The following is a 19859-nucleotide window of genomic DNA, read 5'->3' as shown; positions in this document are numbered from 1 at the left end:
CGTCCTCGTTGGTTCTGTTGCAATGCTTTCCAGGCGGCCGGCCTGAACAGCGTGCTCACAACGACAAGGAACACCGACCATGCAAATGCCCCAGACCCTGAAAATCCGCAATGGCGACAAGGTCAAACCGACCTTCTCCGCACAGGAGTACGCCGCCCGTCACGCCCGCCTGCGGGCCTACATGGCCGAGCAGGATATCGAAGCGGCGATCTTCACCTCGTACCACAACGTCAACTACTACAGCGACTTCCTCTACTGCTCGTTCGGCCGCCCCTACGCGCTGGTGGTGACCCAGGACAAGGTGGTGTCGATCAGCGCCAACATCGACGGCGGCCAGCCCTGGCGGCGCACGGTGGGCACCGACAACATCGTCTACACCGACTGGCAACGTGACAACTACTTCGTCGCCATCCAGCAGGCCCTGCCGCTGGCCTCGCGCATCGGCGTCGAATACGACCACCTCAACCTGCAGAACCACGCCAAGCTCGCGGCCTGCTACCCCAAGGCCGAACTGCTCGACATCGGTGTACCGTGCATGCGCATGCGCATGATCAAGTCGGCCGAGGAGCAGGCGCTGATCCGCCATGGCGCACGGGTTGCCGACATCGGTGGGGCGGCGGTGGTCGAGGCACTGCGCGACCAGGTGCCGGAATATGAAGTGGCGCTGCACGCCACCCAGGCGATGGTCCGCGAGATCGCCCGAAGCTTCCCGGACAGCGAGCTGATGGACACCTGGACCTGGTTCCAGTCCGGGCTCAACACCGACGGCGCGCACAACCCGGTCACCAGCCGCAAGGTCAACAAGGGCGATATCCTCAGCCTCAACTGCTTCCCGATGATCGCCGGCTACTACACCGCGCTGGAGCGCACCTTGTTCCTCGATCATTGCCCGGACGATCACCTGCGCCTGTGGCAGGCCAACGTCGAGGTGCATGAGGCGGGCCTCAAGCTGGTGCGCCCGGGCATGCGTTGCTGCGACATCGCCCGTGAACTGAACGAGATCTTCCTGCGCCACGACCTGCTGCAGTACCGCACGTTTGGCTACGGCCACTCGTTCGGCACACTGAGCCACTACTACGGCCGCGAAGCCGGGCTGGAATTGCGCGAAGACATCGACACGGTACTGGAGCCGGGTATGGTGGTGTCGATCGAGCCGATGATCATGCTGCCCGAAGGGCGGCCGGGGGCGGGCGGGTACCGTGAGCATGACATCCTGATCGTCAATGAGCACGGCGCCGAGAACATTACCAAATTCCCGTTTGGGCCGGAGCACAACATCATTCGCAAATAAGCACCGGCGTCGCCTGCTTCGCGGCTGAAGCCGCTCCTACAGAGGCCAGTGAAATACCTGTGGGGGCGGCTTCGGCCGCGAAGGGGCCGCCCCGGGCAATATAAAAACCACTGTATGACCACCAGACCCTGCCTCCAATTAGAAGAATCAGAGGGTACCCGTCATGTCCAGCACCACGCTCAACGCTCCTTCCCTTGACAACGCCGCACCAAACGCCGAACGCCAGGCCCTGCGCAAGGCCGCGCGCGCCAGTTTCATGGGCAATTTCGTCGAATGGTTCGACTACGCCGCCTACGGCTACCTCGCCACCATCATTGCCGCCACCTTCTTCCCACAGACCGACAAGACCAGCGGCTTGCTGGCAACCTTCGCGGTATTTGCCCTGTCATTTCTGGTCCGCCCGCTGGGTGGCGTGGTCTGGGGGCATTTTGGCGATCGCCATGGCCGGCGCAACGCCCTGTCCTTGTCGATCCTGATCATGTCGATTTCAACGTTCTGCATCGGCCTGCTGCCAGGTTATGCGCAGATCGGCCTGTGGGCGCCCGGCCTGCTGTTGCTGATCCGCCTGGTCCAGGGGTTTTCCGCCTCGGGTGAATACGCCGGTGCTGCGGCTTTTCTTGCCGAGTATGCGCCGCCCGGCCGGCGTGGCCTGTACACCAGCATCGTCCCGGCCAGCACGGCCGCCGGGCTGCTGTTTGGTGCGGCATTCGTCGCGGTGCTGCATGAGCTGCTGAGCAGCGAGGACCTGCACAGCTGGGGCTGGCGCCTGCCGTTCCTGCTGGCTGCACCGTTCGGCCTGGTTGGCCGCTACATCCGCATGAGCCTGCAGGACACGCCAAAGTTCCTGGAGATGGAACAGCGCCTGGAACACAAGGCCTGCATGACCCCGGCGCCGATTCGCGAGCTGTTTTCACGGCATCGTCGCAGCCTGGCCATCGGCCTCGGCGTCACCTGCCTCAATGCCGTGGCGTTCTACCTGCTGCTCAGCTACATGCCGACCTATTTGTCCAGCGAGATGGGCATGAGCGAGCGTGATTCGTTCATTGCCTCTACGGTGTCGCTGGCCACCTATATCGGCCTGATCTTCCTGATGGGGCGGCTGTCCGACCAGTTCGGCCGCAAGACCATGCTGGTGGTGGCTTCGTTGCTGTTTCTTGGCCTGACCGTGCCCTTGTTCAAATTGCTCGACGGGCAGCCGTTGCTGGTGATCCTGGCCATCCAGATCGTCTTTGGGGCGATGCTGGCGATGAACGACGGTACCTTGCCGTGCCTGCTGGCGGAGATATTCCCGACTCAGGTGCGCTTCAGCGGCTTCGCCTTGAGCTTCAACCTGGCCAACGCACTGTTTGGCGGTACTGCGCCGTTCATTGCCACCTGGTTGATCCAGGCCACAGGTAGCAAGCTGGCCCCGGCAGGCTACCTGTTGGCGGCAGCGCTGGTTGCGTTGCTGGCCATGTTGATGTGCCGGGAGACGGCGCATTCGGCCCTGCCGGACTGAGCTGCACCGGCACGCCAGCGTCCTTCAATGCAATGAGGCCTGCCGCCGTTCGCCTAACGGTGACAGGCCGAAGAAGCGACTGTAGCTCTTGGAAAAATGCGCCGGTGAGCTGAACCCGCAGGCCAGCGCCACCTCGCGCACCTGCACATCGCTGCGCAGCAGCAGTTCCCGTGCCCGTGACAGGCGCAGCTCCAGGTAATACTGGCTGGGGGTGCGTTGCAGGTACTTGTGAAACAACCGCTCCAGCTGGCGTACGGTCACTTCATTGAGGTTGGCCAGCTCTTCCAGCGCCAGCGGCTCCTCCAGGTTCGCCTCCATGATCGCCACCACCTGGCTCAGCTTGGGCTGGGCACTGCCGAGCAGGGTGCGCAACGGCACGCGCTGGCGCTCGCGCTCCCCCCTTACACGGTCACACAGCAACAGCTCGGCGGCTTTGGCGGCGATGTCCTGGCCACCGGCCTGGCGGGCGACCAGTTGCAGCATCATGTCCATCGCCGCCACGCCACCGGAACAGGTGAAACGGTCGCGGTCCAGTTCGAACAGCTGGCTGGAGATGACAATGTCGGGGAAGTGTTCCTGCAGGGTCTGCAGGTCTTCCCAGTGAATGGTGCAGCGGTAGCCGTCGAGCAGCTCGGCCTTGGCCAACAGGTAGCTGCCGGTGCAGATCCCGCCCAGCGGCAAGCGCTGGCGCGCCAGTTGGCGCAGCCAGTCGATCAGTGGCCGGGTGCCGCCACGGCTGCGGTCGATCGGGTTGGCACCGACCACGAACAGGGCGTCCAGCGCCGGGGCGTCTGCGATAGTGTGGTCGGGCAGCACGCGCATGCCATTGCTGGCCACCACCGGCTCCGGGCTGGCGGCAATCAACACGGTGCGGTACAAGGGGTGGCGCGCTGCCAGGTTGGCCATGCGCAGGGTTTCCACCGCCGATGCCAGGCCAATGGTCGTGAAGTTGGGCAATACCAGAAAACCAAAGGTCCTGGTTGGGTAAGGCATTACGCTTTTGGACGCGGGGTGGACCATTGCGATCTTCCTGTGCAAGCTGAGGCGTAGTTCGTCTGGGGCAGAAGGAAAACAAGCCTCGCGTGTTTCTTGTTGTTATGGGTCGTTGCCGGGCTGATCATACACCCCGGGCGCAACGGCCAGGAATGGACCTGATTGCAGACAGAAGGTGATCGTACGTGAACCCCGAATCCATGCTGGCGGCACTGCCAGGTTTCGCCATCGCCCCTGAGGCGATCCAGGTGTTGCCTGATGCCGCGGCCTACCGCACCTGCCTGCTCGAGCGCATTGCCACGGCGACCCGGCGCATCGTCATCGTTGCCTTGTACCTGCAGGAAGACGAGGCCGGCCAGGAGGTGCTCGATGCCCTGTACCAGGCCAAGGCCGAGCGGCCGGGCCTGGAGATCGTCATCGTGGTCGACTGGTTCCGTGCCCGCCGAGGCCTGCTGGGGGCCGGGCGCCAGCCGGGCAACGCGGCCTGGTACCAGGCCCAGCGCCAGTTGCGTGGGCTCGACGTGGTGATCCATGGCGTGCCGGTGCAGACCCGCGAGCTGTTCGGCGTGCTGCACCTGAAGGGCAGCGTGATCGACGATTGCGTGATCTATACCGGCGCCAGCCTGAACAACGTCTATCTGCACCGGTTCGACCGTTACCGGCTGGACCGTTACCACCTGTTCCAGGCGCCGGCCCTGGCCGACGCCATGGTCGACCTGGTGCGGCGCCTGTTGCACCACACCGCCACGCCGCGCCTGGACTTGCCCGCGCCACCGGCAACCCGCAATCTGCGCGGTGAAATCCGGCGCCTGCGCGCACGCTTGCGGCGCATGGCCTATGAGGCACCGCCAGCCATGGCGGGGCAGGGGCTGCGCGTTGTTCCGCTGCTCGGCGTCGGCCGTGGCAACCCGCTCAACCGCACGCTGTGCGCGCTGCTGGCGGCGGCACGTGCGCAGATCATCATCAGCACGCCGTATTTCAACCCGCCACGGGTGGTGATGCGCGAGATCGACCATGCCCTGGACCGGGGCGTGCGCATCGAGCTGATCGTCGGCCACCGCACCGCCAACGACTTCTACATCGCCCCGGGCGAGCCGTTCAGCGCCAGCGGTGCCTTGCCGTACCTGTACGAAGACAACCTGCGCGCCTTTGCCCGGCGGCGCCAGGCCGCGATTGCCAGCGGCCAGTTGCAGATACGCATCTGGAACGACCCGGGCCATACCTTCCACGCCAAGGGCGTGTGGGTCGACCAGCGCTATTCGCTGCTGACCGGCAACAACCTCAACCCGCGCGGGTTCAACCTGGACCTGGAAAACGGCCTGCTGATCGATGACCCGCACGGCCAGTGGCTGGTACCACGGGCGGTGGAGCTTGAGGGCATTCGCCGGCATGCGCCGCAGATCGGCACGGTGGCTGAACTGGGCGAGAAGGCCGAGCACCCCAAGGAGGTACGCAAGTTCCTCCGCCGCCTGCGCTACAGCCGGCTGGAGCCGTTGATCAAACGGGTGCTCTGAGCTCGCCTGCACGGGCCTCGTCGCGGGCAGCGACAGTGACCGCCGCCTGGCACAGGCTATCATCAAGCTGGGCAACGCCATGGGCATGCGGAGCGTGCCCTGCGCGGACACATCCATTTGCGTGCAACGCGACGGTTCGCCCCTCTGAAAAGTTATCTCGAACGCATACAATCAGCGCTTTTCCACGTTAACCAGACAGGCCAATCCGTATATGGCGCTTGATCCACCCACGATGCTGACGATCAGCATCGCCCTGGCCGCTGCGGCTGCGTTGTACCTGGCGATCGAGTGGCGCAGTGTCCGCGAAACATCACTACTGTGCTGGAGCGCCGGTTTCGCCACCATCACGGTTGGTTCGACCCTGGCCCTGCTGCGCGGCATCGGCCTGCTGCTGATCGGTATCTGGTTCGCCAACGGCTTGCTGGTGGTCGCCCACGCGTTCTTTTTGCTGGGCGTGGTGCGTTTCACCCAGGTCCGGCTGTCATGGGCGTGGCTGCTGATCGTGCTGGTCTGGTTCGGCTTGCTGCTGCTGCCGGTGGGGCCGCAGTGGTCGAAAGTGATGCTGATGGTCAACTCGCTGCTGGTGGCGTTGCTCACGCTCAAGGCCAGCTACCTGCTGCGCCCGCACGGCAAGTCGCTGAGTGTAGGGGCGGTGCAGTTGCGTTACGTGCTGCTGGTCCATGGGCTGTTCTATGTGGCCAAGGCGATCGTGGCGGTGACGCCGGGCTCGCTGATCGACCTGGCGACCTTTGGTGGCTTGATCATCCAGGTTTCCCTGGTCGAAGGGGCGATGGCGATCATGCTGATCGCGCTGTCGATGACCGGCACCGTGCGCTACCGCCGTGAAGAGCGCATCGCCCGGCTGGCCGCCCGCGACCCCCTGACCGCACTGTACAACCGGCGGGCCCTGGAAGTGCGGGCCACGCACCTGTTCAAGGCGGTCAGCCCGGCGCAGCCTGGGGCGTTGCTACTGATCGACATCGACAACTTCAAGCTGGTCAACGACCTGCATGGCCATGCGGCGGGAGACCGCCTGTTGATTGCCTTGAGCGAGATGATCCGCGCGGTGCTGCCGGAGCGGTCGTTGGCCGCGCGGCTGGGCGGCGATGAGTTCGTGATCCTGCTTAGCGATGTCAGCAGCGAGAGCGTGGTGGAACTGGGCAGCCAGCTGCGCGACCAGTTCCAGCAGTTTGCCAGGGAGGCGATGCCGACCCCGCAGGCAGTGACCTTGAGCATTGGCGCCAACCTGTTCGACCAGCCGCCGGCCAGCCTGGCGGCGTTGATCGAGCAGGGCGATGTGGCGTTGTACCAGTCCAAGCGTGGCGGGCGTGACAGCATTCGCCTGGTGGACCGGACTGTGGCGAGCGCTGTGCGATAGCAAGGGGCCGCACAGCGGCCCCGGCGATCTCAGGTCACTACCTGATAGCAAGGCACATACGCCGCGCCACCCGGCAGTTTCATCCGGTGCTGGTCGACAAACGCCTGCAACAGGCGCCCCAACGGCTCCAGCACCGCCGCATCGCCGCGGATCTGATACGGCCCGTGCTCCTCGATCAGCCGGATGCCCTTGTCCTTGACGTTGCCCGCGACGATCCCGGAAAACGCCCGGCGCAGGTTGGCCGCCAGCTCGTGCGCTGGCAAGTCACGGCGCAGGGCCAGTTCGGCCATGTTGGCGTGGGTCGGGTCGAACGGGTGCTGGAAGCCACCGTCGATCTTCAGCAGCCAGTTGAAGTGGAAGGCGTCATTGCGCTCGCGGCGGAACTGCTTGACCTCCTTGAGCCCCTCGACCATGTGCCGGGCCACTTCGGCCGGGTCATCGATGATGATCTGGTAGTGGCGCTGCGCTTCCTCGCCAAGGGTGGCGCCGACGAAGGCATGCAGCTGCTGCAGGAACGGTTCGGCGCTGCGCGGCCCGGTGAGTACCACCGGGAACGGCAGGGCCTGGTTGTCCGGGTGCATGAGGATGCCGAGCAGGTAGAGGAATTCCTCGGCAGTGCCAGCGCCGCCGGGGAAGATGATGATGCCGTGGCCGACACGGACGAAGGCTTCCAGGCGCTTCTCGATGTCCGGCAGGATCACCAGCTCGTTGACGATCGGGTTCGGCGCCTCGGCGGCGATGATGCCCGGTTCGGTCAGGCCCAGGTAGCGGCTGCCGTGCATGCGTTGCTTGGCATGGGCGATGGTCGCGCCTTTCATCGGGCCCTTCATCACGCCCGGGCCGCAGCCGGTGCAGATGTCCAGTTTGCGCAGGCCCAGTTCGTGGCCGACCTTCTTGGTGTACTGGTACTCCTCGCTGCTGATCGAGTGGCCGCCCCAGCACACCACCATCTTCGGCTCCACGCCAGGGCGCAGGGTGCGGGCGTTGCGCAGCAGGTGGAAGACGTAGTCGGTGATGCCCTGGGAGCTTTCCAGGTCGATGCGCTGGCTGGCCAGCTCGCTTTCGGTGTAGACGATGTCGCGCAGGGCGCTGAACAGCATTTCGCGGGTGCTGGCGATCATTTCACCATCGACGAAGGCGTCCGCCGGAGCGTTCAGCAGCTCCAGGCGCACGCCGCGGTCTTGCTGGTGGATGCGGACTTCGAAGTCCTTGTACGCCTCGAGAATGGTCTTGGCGTTGTCGACATGGGCGCCAGTATTGAGAATGGCCAGGGCGCACTGGCGGAACAAGGTGTAGAGGCTACCGGTACCGACTTCACTCAGTTGCTGGACTTCACGTTGCGACAGCGTCTCCAGGCTGCCTTTGGGGCTGACGGATGCATTGATGACATGGCGTTGAGGCATCTAAGTCGTTCCTGTGCAGGTAAAAACATCCTTGCAAGACAACACCATACCGATCAATGCACGTCAACCTAAAAGGCGTTGCACACCCAGGGTAATCGCCAGGCCGCCACCTACCAGCCACAGGTTGAGCAGCGCACCGGTGATCAGCGCCTTGGGCCCCGCCTGGCGGATCTGGCTCCAGCGGGTTTCCATGCCTAACGCGGTCATGGCCATGGTCAGGGCGAAGGTGTCCAGGCTGTTGAGCGCCTGGGTCACGCTGCCCGGCAGCACCTGCAGCGAGTTCACCAGCACCAGGGCGAGGAAACCGAAGGCGAACCAGGGCATGGCGATGCGGCCGTTGCCTTGTGCCTGGCCGGGTTGGCGCGAACGGCTGATCCACAGGCCCACCACCAGCAGCACCGGCACCAGCAGCATCACCCGGGTCATCTTGACGATGGTGGCGATGTGCGTGGCTTCGGGGCTGACATTGCTGGCCGCGCCCACCACCTGCGCCACTTCGTGAATCGTACCGCCGAGGAACAGCCCGGCGCCCAGCGTGTCCAGGTGCAACCAGCCGGCGTTGATCGCCAGTGGGTAGAGGAACATCGACAGGGTGCCGAACAGCACCACGCTACCGACCGCCATGGCGCTCTTGTGCGGGGCGCTGCGCAGTGCCGACTCGAATGCCAGCACGGCAGCGGCGCCACAGATCGCGCTGCCGGCCGCGGTGAGCAGGGCGGTGTCGCGGTCCAGCTTGAACAGCTTGGTGCCGCACCACAGGCCGATCAGCAGGGTGCTGGTCACCACCAGCAGCGATACGCTCAAGCCGGACCAGCCGACTTCGGCGATCTCCTGCAGGCTCACGCGCAGGCCGAAGAAGGCCACGGCAATGCGCAGCAGCCCGCGGGCCGAGAAGTTGATACCGGCTGCCCAGCTGGCCGGCACGCCATCGCGCAGGGCGTTGCCGTACAGAGCGCCGGCGACGATGCCGACGATCAGCGGGCTGATGCCCAGGCTGGCGATGGCGGGCAGGGCTGCCAGCTGGGTGACGGCGAGCGCGAACAACGCGACGAACAGGATGCCGTTGAGCCGCCCTCGGGTAGAGAGGGTGGGCGCCAACGCGGGGTTGGAAGTTGCCGTGGCCATGTGAGTCCTCCGGGAAAGTGTTTCGACATGGCCTACGTTAATCTGGTTATAAGCTTATAAAAAATCGTAATTTAGGATGGCAAATATCCGCTTAGCTGATACTTTGACTGGATGACCCCAGAACAGCTGATAACCTTCGCCACCGTAGCCGAGCACGGCAATATCAGCCATGCGGCTCAGGCCTTGCATCTGTCGCAACCGGCGGTGTCCGGCCAGCTCAAGTTGCTGCAGGAAGACTTTGGCGAACCCCTGTACCAGCGCGCCGGCCGTGGCGTGCGCCTGACCGCTGCCGGCGAGCAGCTGTTGGCTCATGCCCAGCGCCTGCGCGACACCTTCCGCCAGGCCCAGGTCTTGTGCGAGGCCATGCGCGGGCTGGAGCGGGGCACCTTGCGCATCGGCGCCAGTACCACGCCGGCCAGCTACCTGCTGCCGTACCTGATCGCCGATTTCCACAAGCGCTATCCGGAGGTGCTGGTGACCACGTCCCACGGCAACACGGCGGAGATCGTCGCAGCGCTGGACAGTGTCGATATCGCCTTGATCGAGGGGCCGCCCGGGCAGGAACTGCCATTGGGCACGCAAGTGACCGCGTGGCGTGAGGACGAGATCGTGGCCATCGTGCCAAGTGATCATCCGCTTGCCGAGGCTCAGGGGCAAACCTTGGCGTCACTGGGCGCCTATCCCTTGGTGCTGCGCGAAAGTGGCTCGGGGGTCAGGCAGATCGTCGAACGGGCGTTTGCCCGCTACGGCGTGGCGATGCGCGTGGCGTTGGAGATTGCCGGGGTCGAAGGGGTGAAAGAGGCAGTACGGGCCGGGATGGGGGTTGGATTCGTCTCGGCCATGTCGATCCGCCATGAGGACGGCGCACTGCGGCAGGTGCGGATTGCGCCAGCGCCATTGGTCAGGCGCTTTTCCATCCTGTTGCCCCACGCCGCCACGCCTTCGCGGGCGGCGGCGCGGTTCATGGAGCTGTGCGTGGCGCCGCTGGTTGAAGCGCCCGGATGATGGGTCAGCTTTTGCCAGGCCAGGGGAGTGAGCCCTTCAGCCTTCATGAAGGTGCGGCAGAAGTGCGCCTGGTCGTAGAACCCACAGTCCAGCGCGATTTCTGCCAGCAGCATCCTGGCGTCTGCCAGTAGCTCCTTGCTCTTTCTGATCCGCTGCTCGCGCATCCATTGTTGCGGCGGCACGCGGGTGCTTTCCTTGAACATCCGGGTGAAGTGGCTGCGCGACAGGGCGCATGCCTGGGCAAGCTGCGTCACCGAGATGCCTACGTCCAGATGCGCCAACATCAGCCGCTTGGCGGCGTGCAACTGCCAGGGCTTGAGTTGCCCGGTCGATTTCGAGGCGACAGTCGCCAGCACAGTGCAATCGCCACTGCTCATGAGGGTCCATTCCTGTTCGAGAGGGGGGAACGCTCAGCGGGCAGGGCTGCCCGCTGAAGGTGGCTGCTGGCCGATCAGCGGGGCGCGGCAACCGGCGCCAAGGTCGGGCCGTGCTGAACGCGCTCAGGCGCCTTGTGCACCATGGTGTAGGCGTAGTCCACGCCCATGCCGTAGGCACCGGAGTGTTCCTTGACCAGCTCCATCACGGCATCGTAGGTATCGCGGTTCTTCCAGTCGCGCTGCCACTCCAGGAGCACCTGCTGCCAGGTCACCGGTACCACGCCTGCCTGGATCATGCGCTGCATGGCGTAGTCATGGGCCTCTTTGGTCGTGCCGCCGGAGGCATCGGCCACCATGTAGATCTCGTAACCGGCATCGTGCATGGCGGACAGCGCAAATGTGGTGTTGCAGACCTCGGTCCACAGGCCAGAAACGATGATCTTGTTGCGACCGTTCTTCTTCAGGGCATCGCGAACCTTCTGGTCGTCCCAGGAGTTCATGGAGGTGCGCTCCAGCAGTGGTGCATCCGGGAACACGGCCAGCAGCTCGGGGTAGGTGTGGCCGGAGAAGCTCTCGGTTTCCACCGTGGTGATAGTGGTCGGCACGTTGAAGATCCGGGCCGCCTTGGCCAGGCCCACGGTGTTGTTCTTCAGCGTCTGACGATCGATGCTTTGCACGCCGAAGGCCATTTGCGGCTGTTGGTCGATGAAGATCAGCTGGCTGTTGAATGGGGTCAGGACTTCAGTGTTTGCAGTGCTCATGGTTATTCCCTGTGCTGGATGGTGATCAACGTTCCTCAGCGGGTCGTCGCTGGGTGCCAGCAAAAGATAGTCAAACATCGAGCGCAGTGGTGGCGCACGTTTGCGCCACCAAAGGCGCAATAATGCACCCGTGGTCATGCCGTTCGCGGTGCTAGCATTCGAGCCACGCGGATCACCCCGAGCCGCCATCCATCCGGGAAAATGCAATGGCCGCTACACGACCTTTCAACGACGATACCGCCTATTGGGGCGTTCCATGGGAAGAAAGCTACGGTTATCCGCAGGCGCGGCGGGTAGGCAACGAGCTTTTCGTGTCCGGCCAGTTCAGCCACGACGAGGACGGCAGCCTGGTTGCGCCGGCACCTCTGGATGCCGACGGCAGGCCGAGTGATTTCTCCACGATGGGCGAACAGATGCGCGTCTGCTACGCCAACATCGCCAAGCTGCTCGCCCTGTACGGTGCCAGCCTTGAGGATGTGGTGGAAGAAACCCTCTACGTGCTCGACATGGACGCAGCGTTCGCCGTGGTCGGTAAGGTGCGCAAGGCGGTCTATGGCTCGGATCGGCCCCAGGCGGCGAGCAACATCATCGGCGTGTCGAGGCTCGCCCAACGCCCTCAGCTGATCGAAATCGTCTGCCGTGCGGTGATCGGCGCACCGGCCACCCGCGGCTGAGGGCCAGGCATCAGCCTGTCAGGTCGCAAGCGCCTGCTGCCCTTCGACCAAGGGTTTAAGGTCGGCAACTGCAGCAGCGCAGAAGGTCATGAATGCTTTGACGCGCCAGGACTTGCGTATGTCCTGATGGGTCAGCAACCACAATTCGTCCTGCAGCTCCGGTACTACCGGACCGAGGCGAACCAGGCCTGGCGTGATGTCGCCCAGCATGCACGGAAGGAACCCGTAACCCAGGCCCGCTGCAATGGCGGCACTCGCCGCTGCCACTGAATCGGTGCGGTAGGCAATGCAATCCGGCGCAACCCGGCCTTCCACATGGCGGGTCGCTTTCAAGCCGCACAGCGCCCCGGAATACGACACCCAACCGTGACCTTCGGCAAACGGGTCGGCAGGTAGCGGTTGCCTGACACTGGCATAGGGCGCCCAGGCGATGTTGGCCAGCTTTCTGCCCACCAGGCTTTCTGCGGGCTTGCGCGTGGCACGTACCGCGATATCCGATTCATCCCGGGCCAGGCTCAGCGTTTCGTTGCCGACCAGCACTTCAATGCTGATCCCCTCGTTGAGCGCTTTGAAATCCGCGATGATCGGGGTGAGGAAGTACAGCAGCAGTGAGTCGCTGGTGGTGATCCGCAGCTTGCCAAGCGGGCCTTGGCCTGCCCGGGAGACCCGCCGGGTCACACTCACGATATCGAGTTCGACCCGCTCGGCCAGCGCTCGCAGTTCCGCGCCTTCGGCGGTCAGCAGGTAGCCGGCCTTGCGGTGGTCGAACAGCGCAACGCCCAGGGTCTTTTCGACCTGAGAGACCCGGCGCGACACCGTTGAAACGTTGATGCCCAGTTTCTTCGCCGTAGCGGAGCGATTGGCGCAATCACTCAAGGTCTTGATGATGCGCAAATCGTCCCAGGAGAGCTGGTTGACCGCCTGAGTGACATCCCATTCGGGCCCAGTGGTGGTGGCAGGGATCGGCGAGACACTTCCAGGTGACGGCTTCACGGGGTTCATTCCAGGTGCGGTGTGCAGATGATACGAGAAGGCGCGTGGGCAACCAAGGTGACGCGCCCGCTCTTGCAGACGTATCCACCTGGTGCCGGAACTCGACATCCTGCCTGTCGGTCATCAGCATAAGGATGTTCGTTCCAGCGTTCAGGATTTCGCGCATTCTGCAGGTGCGATCCCTCATGAGCGTCAGCAAGCATCGTCCCGCCAGGGCAAAGGTAACGATCCTCTGTGCCCGAAATGACCAAGTCCTTCTGGTGCGCAGGAAGGGCGCTAAATGGAAGTTCCCAGGCGGTCTGCTTGAGACGGGTGAGGCCCCGATCGGAGCGGCTGCCAGAGCGCTTTGGAACGCCCTGTCGTTACACTGTTGCGGCCTCAACGGGGTGGGCACCATTGAGGTAGGTAATGTGCTCCACCATGTTTTTACCGCTGACTTCGCTGAGGGCTGCAGTGTCTCGCTTGGCAGCGGCATTGTCGCGTGCAAGTGGGTCGGTTGGCAGGACTTGAGCGCGACCATGCTGAAACCCACGGCCGCTGCCTTGCTGGCTCGTGATTTGTCGGCGCTTGTCCATGGTGATCAGCCTGCTGTTTCTCAGTTGGTATCCAATCCAGATTGAACGGCGCGTTCAGCGAGCCGGTCGGATCATTAAATGCCATGAAAAAGGATGTTAGCGATGAAAGCGATGACTCAAGTATTCACTGGCTTGGCGCTTGTAGGGGCGTTGGGTGCCACGTCAGCATGGGCGGATCAGCCTGGAGCGGATTGGAAGGTGACCAAGGATCAAGCCGAAGCCACCTTGAAAGGCGCCGGCTACACACAGATCACCAAGATCGAGGCCGATGATGGTCACTGGGAAGGCGAGGGCATGAAAGCTGACGGCAAGCAGTATGAGTTCCAGGTCGATCCGCACGACGGGAAGATCATCAAGGACGAGCTGGATAACTGATCAGGGCGGGTGTTGCTCTCTGAGCGGCCCGCGTCATCACGCGGGCTTTTTTCAGGGAGTACGACACCGGTCTCGCATCATGCTCAAAGCTGCCGCTTCCAGGCTCAAGAGCAGGTTATTTGGATTCCCGTTGTCTTTGCAGTTCCTGGTGCAACCAGATGCCTGCCGGTTGCACGCCTTCCGGGCATCGCACCTCATAGGCACGTCCACTCAGGCTGCTTTTAGTGGCAGCAAGGTCAATGAAGTCTTCCGCGCTTTTCACCCTGTTCTTGCTTTCGAGATAATTCAGCTTCTGTTCCAGATGCGCTCGCGCTCGGGAACCTGGATATTCGGCTCCGTTGCGAACAAATGTGCAGTCACTGTGCTCTACGAAGTCCAGCAGGCCACTTATTTCTCTAGCGGCTTGAGAGAGGGCTGATACGGGGAGGCCAAGGATCATCGCGAGCAGGCAAATACCTGTCGCCATCATCAGTTGACGAATAAGCCGCACGGAGCCTTTTGCCCACGCTCGCATGATTGATCCTTCCCACCTATAACATTTTCTCCAGCCCGATCGTGCTACTGAGCCACGCATTGAAGCGCCGCCACCAGCTCCCCGGTTCCTGGGTCAACGTATGCTGTTTGCCGTTGTCTTCGGTGACCCATACCAACTGGGAGCCTTGCAACCGGGCGTGATAACTGAGGGCAGGGGCCATGCCCTGCAACGCCAGTTCACGCACCTGCCCGGCGAGCTTCGGATCGTCGACCAGCACGCCGACTTCGGTGTTCCACAGCAAGGAGCGTGAGTCGAAATTGAACGAGCCGATGAACGCTTTCTGCTGGTCGAAAATCATCGCCTTGGTATGCAGGCTGGAATCGGAACTGTTGGACGAACCCTTGTGAAAGAGGCGCGGCTTTCTGTTGCCATGGTCACCGGCTTGGCGGCGTAGCTCGAATAATTGCACACCATGCTCGAGCAAGGTCTTGCGGTAAGGCGCGTAGGCACCATGCGCCGCAGGAACATCGGTCGCCTCCAGCGAATTGGTCAGCAAGCTGATCGACACGCCGGCGTCGGCCTGACGTGTCAAATACATCACACCGGGTTGGCCGGGTACCATGTAGGCCGAAACCAGGATAAGTTCCTGGGTGACGCCGTTGAGTTCGGGGGCCAACTGGGTGGTCAACAGTAGATACGGAGCGGGTTCGCCATCGGCCAGGACCTTGCTCGGCGCATCCCACAACGCTTTGTTCCAGGCCCAGATCAATTCCCGGCGCCAGTGGTTCAGGCGAGGCTGAGTGGTATAGCTCATCAACTGCTGATAGAGCGCATGATGCTGAGTGCGAGTTTCCTCCAGCGAGGCATCCAGCCGAGTCCGAAGATCTTCCAGGTCTTTGCCCGTCGGCTTGAACGCTATGAACTGCTCGATCGGCTTGCTCAGGGCACTGTTCCAATACTCGTCGAAACCATGTCCCAATTGTTCTGCGACCGGGCCGACACTGAGCATGTCGATGTCAGTAAAATTTCTGTTGGGCTCGGCATCGAAATACTCGTCCCCCAGATTGCGCCCTCCGACAATGGCCACACAGTTGTCTACCACCCACAGCTTGTTGTGCATGCGCCGGTGTTGCTGCGACAGGTTGAAGAGCCGACCCATCGTGCGTGTCACGACGGTACTGCGGCCCAGATGCAGAGGATTGAACACTCGGATCTGTATATACGGATGCGTCGCCAGCGTCGCGATGGTTTCCTCCAAGTCATCGCTGGTGGTGTCATCGAGCAAAATCCTCACGCGCACGCCACGGTCGGCAGCGACGAGTAACTCGCGCAGCAGTATCCGAGTGCTGATGCCGTCGTGGACGATGTAGTACTGCAGGTCAATGCTGCTTTGAGCATTGCGAATCAGCTCGGCGCGGGCGGCAAACGCCTCGGCGCTCTCCGGGAACAGACGAAAGCCCGAGCGTCCTTGATGGGGGGCTACCTCGGCCTGGATCGAACGACCGAACGCCGAACCGTTGGCGGGCAAGGCCTGACTGGGTTCATGGGGGGCATTGGGTGTCGTGCAGCCACCGAAGAGCAGCGTGAGAAACAGAACGGCAAACAAGGGCTGTTTGGATCTCACGGAGGGTACCCCGGCGGATGGCGATGAGGGGGCGGAGCCGAAGAATGGGCCATCCCTTACCACCCGCGCATAGCTGTAACCACCGTGCGCAATGTTTCTTCGATCAGCGGTGTTGTTCAAAGCGTAGATCAACTGCGAGGGTGCCGTATCGTTCCGGGCGTATCAGGTAATGCCGCAGAGATCATCTTCCCTCCTGCTCAACGCGTACCGATGGGCGATTTCAGTGCAGGGCCGAAATACACCGGGCACGCTTCTCCGGCAGCCTTGTCGCAAACGGTGATGACGATATCCGGACGGCGCCAGGCGGGGTCAACTCACCTTGAAGACATGCTTCATGTAGGCCACGAAATTCTCGTCCCGGCACTGGGTCTTGCCCGGGCTGTCGGAGATCTTCGCCACTGGCGCGCCATTGCAGTCGGTCATCTTGATCACGATGTTCATCGGCTCCACCCCCGGGATATCGCAGGTCAGCCGGGTACCAATGCCGAAGCTCACGTTGATCCGCGTGTGCAACGCCCGATACAGGCTCAGCGCCTTGGCGAAATCCAGGCCGTCGGAGAAGATCAGCGTCTTGCCCTTCGGGTCGATCCCCAGCCGTTCATAGTGAGCGATGGCTTTCTCCGCCCACACCAGCGGGTCGCCGGAGTCGTGGCGCAGGCCGTCGAACAGCTTGGCGAAGTACAGGTCGAAATCACTCAGGAAGGCGTCCATGGTGATGCAGTCGGTCAAGGCGATGCCCAGCAAGCCACGGTACTCGCGCACCCAGGCTTCCAGCGCGGCGGCCTGGCTGTCGACCAGCCGTGGGCCGAGTTGCTGGTGCGCCATGAACCATTCGTGGGCCATGGTGCCAAGCGGCTTGAGTTCGAGCTCGCGTGCCAGGTGCACGTTGCTGGTGCCGACGAAGCGGCCGGGGAAGTCGTGCTTGAGCAGGTACACCACTTCTTCCTGCACCCGGTAGGAAAAGCGCCGCCGCGTGCCGAAGTCGGCCAGCTGGAAACCGGCCAGCTCGTCGGCGCTGGCCTCGGCCTTGAGCCAGTCCATTTTCTGGTACAGGCGCTCGCCCACCTGTTCGATCACCACATCGCGATAGCGGTAGCGGTTGCGCACCTCGCTGATGATCGCCAGCAACGGGATCTCGTAGAGGATCACGTGCAGCCACGGCCCGCGCACGCGGATCGCCAGCTGCCCGGCCGCGTCCAGGCCGACCTGTACGTAGCGCAGGTTGAAGCGGAACAGGCTGAGGAAGCGGATGAAGTCCGGCTTGAGGAACGGGATCTTTTCCAGATAGGCCAGCTGGTCGTGGGTGACGGTAACTTCGCTCAGCTGCTCTATCTGGTAGCGGATTTCTGCCAGGTAAGGGGAGAGGTCTTCGCCGTTGCGGCAGCGGAACTCCCACTCCACCTCGGCGTTGGGGTAGTTGTGCAGCACCGCCTGCATCATGGTGATCTTGTAGAAGTCGGTGTCCAGCAGGTTCTGGATGATCCGTGGGCCAAAAACGCTTTCGCTCATGGGCGGTCCCCTTTGATCAGGGTGAGCTGGTAGTCGAGCGCGGCTTCATCGCCGCACAGGATCACGCCTTCGGCGGCCAGCGCACCGCAGGCAGTAATGGCGCCTTCCTGGGTCAGGGCGCGGCAGGCTGGCAAGTACAGCAGCACCTGGAAGCCAGCCTGGCGCAATTGCCGGGCGGTGGTCTTGACGCAGTAGTCCAGGGCCAGGCCGCCGACGATCACCGCACCCACCTGCTGCACCTTGAGAAACTCGATGACCCCGGTGGAGCGGCGCTCGGCGAGGTCGTGGTAGCAGGCGCCGTAGGGATGCAGGTCGGGCTCGACGCCTTTCCAGACGAAGTAGTCGTAGTCGATGGGCGCAGGGAGGCCGGGCAGCAGTTCGAAACCGGGAGTGCCGGGGACGCAGTGGCTGACCCAGGTCAGGTCGGCGTTGGCCAGGGGCAGCGGCTGCAGCATCTGGCCAGGTTCGGCCACCACCCAGGCTGCGTTGGCCGGGTGGGCGTCTTTGCTGCCCAGGCGCAGGTCGGCGCGCTGGGCCATGGCGTTGAGGTCCGGGGCGATCTCGTTGCCTTCCGGCACCGGCAGCTCCTGAGGGGCATTGGCGGTGAAGCCGTTCTGCGCGTCGACATCGAAACTGGCGATCTTCATGGCGGGTGTCCTCGCTGGAATGGCTATATAATTCACCTGGTGTTGTAAGTGTGTCAAGTGACAATTGCTACGCTATTGCGGGTTGCCATACTTAGACGCTCTGGTGGATTATTGCGCTGATGAACAAGGAGCCCCCGGTGAGTACAGTCGAAGTTCTGGCCAGTGTCGATATCGTCGCCCTGCGCCTTGCCCCTGATGCCCAGCATCTGCAAGTGTTGTTGCACCGTCGAGAGCGCGAACCCCATGCCGGCCAGTGGGCGTTGCCTGGCGTGATCGTCAATGGCCGCACCCCGGATACCAGCCTGGAGGGCGCTGCCGAACGCGCCCTGCGCGAGAAAGCCCTGGTGCTGCCGCGCTATCTCGAACAGGTGGGCACCGAAGGCAATGCCTTTCGCGACCCTCGGGGGTGGTCGTTGAGCACCTACTACCTGGCATTGCTCGACCCGCAGCAGCAGGTTGAAGGTGAGCAGCTGGCGTTTTTCGACCTGGACAGCGTGATTGACCGCAAGGTGCTGCTGCCGTTCGACCATAACCTTCTGGTGGAGCGGGCCCGCGAGCGGTTGGCGGCGAAGACGGTGTATAGCAGCCTGCCGCTGTGCCTGTTGGCGCAGAAGTTCACCGTACTCGATGCGCTCGGGGCGGTGCAGGCGTGCCTGGGGCAGGCGGTGAACAACACCTCGCTGCGCAAGCGGCTGGAGCGCCTGCGCGAGTTGGGGTGGGTGAGGGATACCGGGGAGAAGAACCAGCCCAGGCTGGGCCGCCCGCAGCAGTTGTATCAGTACACGCCGCAGGGCGAGCGGGTGTTCATGTTTGATCGCAGCCTGTTGCCTGAAGGGGGGTAGGCGCCTTCTTATTCCTCTGCGTAATTCATGATCGACAACAGGCGGATCGGTACCTGTACCAGCTGCTCAGGGCCGTGCGGGGTTTCGCCATCGAAGGTCAGGCTGTCGCCGGCCTGCATGCGGTAGAGCTGGTTGCCGTGGCGGTAGACCAGTTCCCCCTCCAGCAAATGCAGGAACTCGGTACCGGGGTGGGCGAAGGTCGGGAACTCTTCGCTGGCGTCGTCCATCGTCACCATGTACGCCTCGAAGTTTTTCTTCGGCCCCCTGGCGTGATTGAGCAAATGGTAGGTATGGCCCTTCTCGGTGCCGCGGCGCACCACCTCCAGCCCTTCACCGGCCTTGACCAGCAAGGCATTGCCATCGGGCTGGTCATATTGGCTGAACAGCTTGGCCATCGGCATGCCCAGCACATCGCACAGGCGGCTCAGGGTATCGAGGCTGGTGGACACCTGGGCGTTCTCGATCTTGCTCAGCATGCCCTGGCTGATGCCGGCGATGCGTGCCACATCGGCGAGCTTGAGCGACTGGGCCTGGCGCTGGCGCTTGATCTGCAGGCCCAGGTACTGCTCCAGGCGAAGGCGCGGTTCGGTTTCGGTTGGCATCGAATGTCCTGCACGGTTTCAGTTCAAGAATAAAGATTTCGCACTGGGAAAGTGCGAAGAGCAGCTGCATTGGCTGCTTCTTTCCTCAGGTGAAAACAAGTTTCCCATAAATAGCGCATAAAAATCTGCAAGGTTTTGCGCTGTCTGGTCCGGCCTCATCGCGGCTAAAGCCGCTCCTACAGGGCCTTGCGCGGTCCC

At 63.1% G+C, this 19859-nt stretch carries 19 protein-coding genes and 2 pseudogenes; 9 read left to right on the top strand and 12 right to left on the bottom strand.

Annotated features, from left to right (window positions below; all coding sequences use genetic code 11):
• Positions 1-79 precede the first annotated feature (79 nt).
• Positions 80-1291, top strand: a complete 1212-nt coding sequence (locus F6X59_RS19745) for a M24 family metallopeptidase (RefSeq protein WP_152957705.1) — start codon at positions 80-82, stop codon at positions 1289-1291.
• Positions 1292-1454: 163 nt separating this feature from the next.
• Entirely contained in the window at positions 1455-2789 is a 1335-nt protein-coding gene (locus tag F6X59_RS19740; RefSeq protein WP_152957704.1) for an MFS transporter, read from the top strand.
• Between the two features lie 24 nt (positions 2790-2813).
• Here the strand turns inward: F6X59_RS19740 and F6X59_RS19735 are convergent, their stop codons facing one another.
• Entirely contained in the window at positions 2814-3809 is a 996-nt protein-coding gene (locus F6X59_RS19735; RefSeq protein ID WP_152957703.1) for a GlxA family transcriptional regulator, read from the bottom strand.
• A gap of 158 nt (positions 3810-3967) precedes the next feature.
• Here F6X59_RS19735 and pssA point away from each other — a divergent pair, with 158 nt between their 5' ends.
• Positions 3968-5296 carry a CDP-diacylglycerol--serine O-phosphatidyltransferase gene (pssA, locus tag F6X59_RS19730; RefSeq protein ID WP_346651923.1) on the top strand — a complete coding sequence of 443 codons (1329 nt, stop codon included), beginning with the start codon at positions 3968-3970 and terminating at the stop codon, positions 5294-5296.
• A 211-nt stretch (positions 5297-5507) separates the two neighbouring features.
• A complete protein-coding gene (locus F6X59_RS19725) occupies positions 5508-6674 on the top strand; it encodes a GGDEF domain-containing protein (RefSeq protein WP_152957702.1) in 1167 nt (388 codons plus the stop codon).
• Positions 6675-6703: 29 nt separating this feature from the next.
• Here F6X59_RS19725 and ppnN read toward each other — a convergent pair whose 3' ends face one another.
• Together ppnN and F6X59_RS19715 are read right to left on the bottom strand one after the other, a co-directional pair.
• Entirely contained in the window at positions 6704-8077 is a 1374-nt protein-coding gene (gene ppnN, locus F6X59_RS19720; RefSeq protein WP_152957701.1) for a nucleotide 5'-monophosphate nucleosidase PpnN, read from the bottom strand.
• Positions 8078-8140: 63 nt separating this feature from the next.
• A complete protein-coding gene (locus F6X59_RS19715) occupies positions 8141-9202 on the bottom strand; it encodes a YeiH family protein (protein WP_152957700.1) in 1062 nt (353 codons plus the stop codon).
• Between the two features lie 111 nt (positions 9203-9313).
• Between F6X59_RS19715 and F6X59_RS19710 the strand changes: the two genes are divergently transcribed.
• Positions 9314-10207, top strand: coding sequence for a LysR family transcriptional regulator (locus tag F6X59_RS19710; RefSeq protein WP_152957699.1), 894 nt, complete (start codon positions 9314-9316; stop codon positions 10205-10207).
• A gap of 8 nt (positions 10208-10215) precedes the next feature.
• On the opposite strand, the pseudogene F6X59_RS19705 reads toward F6X59_RS19710, so the two are convergent.
• Both F6X59_RS19705 and F6X59_RS19700 read right to left on the bottom strand, forming a co-directional pair.
• Positions 10216-10584 (bottom strand): annotated as a pseudogene (locus tag F6X59_RS19705) (helix-turn-helix domain-containing protein); the annotation flags it as partial.
• Positions 10585-10658: 74 nt separating this feature from the next.
• Positions 10659-11345 carry a hydrolase gene (locus F6X59_RS19700; RefSeq protein WP_152957698.1) on the bottom strand — a complete coding sequence of 229 codons (687 nt, stop codon included), beginning with the start codon at positions 11343-11345 and terminating at the stop codon, positions 10659-10661.
• A gap of 206 nt (positions 11346-11551) precedes the next feature.
• Here F6X59_RS19700 and F6X59_RS19695 point away from each other — a divergent pair, with 206 nt between their 5' ends.
• Positions 11552-12019: a RidA family protein gene (locus F6X59_RS19695; RefSeq protein WP_152957697.1), complete on the top strand. Its 468-nt coding sequence runs from the start codon at positions 11552-11554 to the stop codon at positions 12017-12019.
• Positions 12020-12037: 18 nt separating this feature from the next.
• Here the strand turns inward: F6X59_RS19695 and F6X59_RS19690 are convergent, their stop codons facing one another.
• The gene (locus F6X59_RS19690) at positions 12038-13021 is read right to left on the bottom strand and encodes a LysR family transcriptional regulator (protein WP_152957696.1); all 984 of its coding nucleotides are present in this window, start codon (positions 13019-13021) and stop codon (positions 12038-12040) included.
• Between the two features lie 176 nt (positions 13022-13197).
• Here F6X59_RS19690 and F6X59_RS19685 point away from each other — a divergent pair, with 176 nt between their 5' ends.
• Positions 13198-13632 carry an NUDIX domain-containing protein gene (locus F6X59_RS19685; RefSeq protein ID WP_178120115.1) on the top strand — a complete coding sequence of 145 codons (435 nt, stop codon included), beginning with the start codon at positions 13198-13200 and terminating at the stop codon, positions 13630-13632.
• A 57-nt stretch (positions 13633-13689) separates the two neighbouring features.
• Entirely contained in the window at positions 13690-13962 is a 273-nt protein-coding gene (locus tag F6X59_RS19680; protein ID WP_152957694.1) for a PepSY domain-containing protein, read from the top strand.
• A gap of 115 nt (positions 13963-14077) precedes the next feature.
• On the opposite strand, the gene F6X59_RS19675 is transcribed toward F6X59_RS19680, so the two are convergent.
• The 5 genes and pseudogenes from F6X59_RS19675 to F6X59_RS19655 all read right to left on the bottom strand — a co-directional run bounded on the left by F6X59_RS19675 (position 14078) and on the right by F6X59_RS19655 (position 18217).
• Positions 14078-14476: a DUF5329 domain-containing protein gene (locus F6X59_RS19675; RefSeq protein ID WP_152957693.1), complete on the bottom strand. Its 399-nt coding sequence runs from the start codon at positions 14474-14476 to the stop codon at positions 14078-14080.
• Between the two features lie 16 nt (positions 14477-14492).
• Positions 14493-16061 carry a phospholipase D family protein gene (locus F6X59_RS19670; RefSeq protein ID WP_372240456.1) on the bottom strand — a complete coding sequence of 523 codons (1569 nt, stop codon included), beginning with the start codon at positions 16059-16061 and terminating at the stop codon, positions 14493-14495.
• Between the two features lie 206 nt (positions 16062-16267).
• Positions 16268-16354 (bottom strand): annotated as a pseudogene (locus F6X59_RS19665) (arsenate reductase ArsC); the annotation flags it as partial.
• 16 nt (positions 16355-16370) lie between these two features.
• Positions 16371-17570 (bottom strand): nicotinate phosphoribosyltransferase, encoded by a 1200-nt coding sequence (pncB, locus tag F6X59_RS19660; RefSeq protein ID WP_152957692.1) that lies wholly within the window; start codon positions 17568-17570, stop codon positions 16371-16373.
• On the bottom strand, positions 17567-18217 hold the full coding sequence (locus tag F6X59_RS19655; protein WP_152957691.1) for a nicotinamidase: 651 nt from the start codon (positions 18215-18217) through the stop codon (positions 17567-17569). The genes pncB and F6X59_RS19655 overlap by 4 nt, the downstream gene beginning before the upstream one ends.
• Before the next feature lie 137 nt (positions 18218-18354).
• On the opposite strand from F6X59_RS19655, the gene F6X59_RS19650 reads away from it, so the two are divergent.
• Entirely contained in the window at positions 18355-19059 is a 705-nt protein-coding gene (locus F6X59_RS19650) for an NUDIX domain-containing protein (protein ID WP_372240455.1), read from the top strand.
• A gap of 8 nt (positions 19060-19067) precedes the next feature.
• On the opposite strand, the gene F6X59_RS19645 is transcribed toward F6X59_RS19650, so the two are convergent.
• Positions 19068-19661, bottom strand: coding sequence for a cupin domain-containing protein (locus F6X59_RS19645; protein WP_152957689.1), 594 nt, complete (start codon positions 19659-19661; stop codon positions 19068-19070).
• Positions 19662-19859 lie beyond the last annotated feature (198 nt).

This window comes from Pseudomonas sp. MN1F (assembly GCF_009391885.1).
Taxonomy (GTDB): Bacteria; Pseudomonadota; Gammaproteobacteria; order Pseudomonadales; family Pseudomonadaceae; genus Aquipseudomonas.
Note: the sequence above shows the minus strand (reverse complement) of the source record. Positions and strands in the feature narration are given on the sequence as shown.

Bases quoted from the DNA above. Each gene is read 5' to 3' on its own strand.
- F6X59_RS19715 (WP_152957700.1), bottom strand. From the start codon at position 9,202: ATGGCCACGGCAACTTCCAACCCCGCGTTGGCGCCCACCCTCTCTACC.
- F6X59_RS19695 (WP_152957697.1), top strand. From the start codon at position 11,552: ATGGCCGCTACACGACCTTTCAACGACGATACCGCCTATTGGGGCGTT.
- F6X59_RS19645 (WP_152957689.1), bottom strand. From the start codon at position 19,661: ATGCCAACCGAAACCGAACCGCGCCTTCGCCTGGAGCAGTACCTGGGC.
- F6X59_RS19690 (WP_152957696.1), bottom strand. From the start codon at position 13,021: ATGAACCCCGTGAAGCCGTCACCTGGAAGTGTCTCGCCGATCCCTGCC.
- F6X59_RS19735 (WP_152957703.1), bottom strand. From the start codon at position 3,809: ATGGTCCACCCCGCGTCCAAAAGCGTAATGCCTTACCCAACCAGGACC.
- ppnN (WP_152957701.1), bottom strand. From the start codon at position 8,077: ATGCCTCAACGCCATGTCATCAATGCATCCGTCAGCCCCAAAGGCAGC.
- F6X59_RS19740 (WP_152957704.1), top strand. From the start codon at position 1,455: ATGTCCAGCACCACGCTCAACGCTCCTTCCCTTGACAACGCCGCACCA.
- F6X59_RS19685 (WP_178120115.1), top strand. From the start codon at position 13,198: ATGAGCGTCAGCAAGCATCGTCCCGCCAGGGCAAAGGTAACGATCCTC.
- F6X59_RS19655 (WP_152957691.1), bottom strand. From the start codon at position 18,217: ATGAAGATCGCCAGTTTCGATGTCGACGCGCAGAACGGCTTCACCGCC.
- F6X59_RS19675 (WP_152957693.1), bottom strand. From the start codon at position 14,476: ATGCGAGCGTGGGCAAAAGGCTCCGTGCGGCTTATTCGTCAACTGATG.
- F6X59_RS19725 (WP_152957702.1), top strand. From the start codon at position 5,508: ATGGCGCTTGATCCACCCACGATGCTGACGATCAGCATCGCCCTGGCC.
- F6X59_RS19710 (WP_152957699.1), top strand. From the start codon at position 9,314: ATGACCCCAGAACAGCTGATAACCTTCGCCACCGTAGCCGAGCACGGC.
- F6X59_RS19745 (WP_152957705.1), top strand. From the start codon at position 80: ATGCAAATGCCCCAGACCCTGAAAATCCGCAATGGCGACAAGGTCAAA.
- F6X59_RS19680 (WP_152957694.1), top strand. From the start codon at position 13,690: ATGAAAGCGATGACTCAAGTATTCACTGGCTTGGCGCTTGTAGGGGCG.
- F6X59_RS19700 (WP_152957698.1), bottom strand. From the start codon at position 11,345: ATGAGCACTGCAAACACTGAAGTCCTGACCCCATTCAACAGCCAGCTG.
- pncB (WP_152957692.1), bottom strand. From the start codon at position 17,570: ATGAGCGAAAGCGTTTTTGGCCCACGGATCATCCAGAACCTGCTGGAC.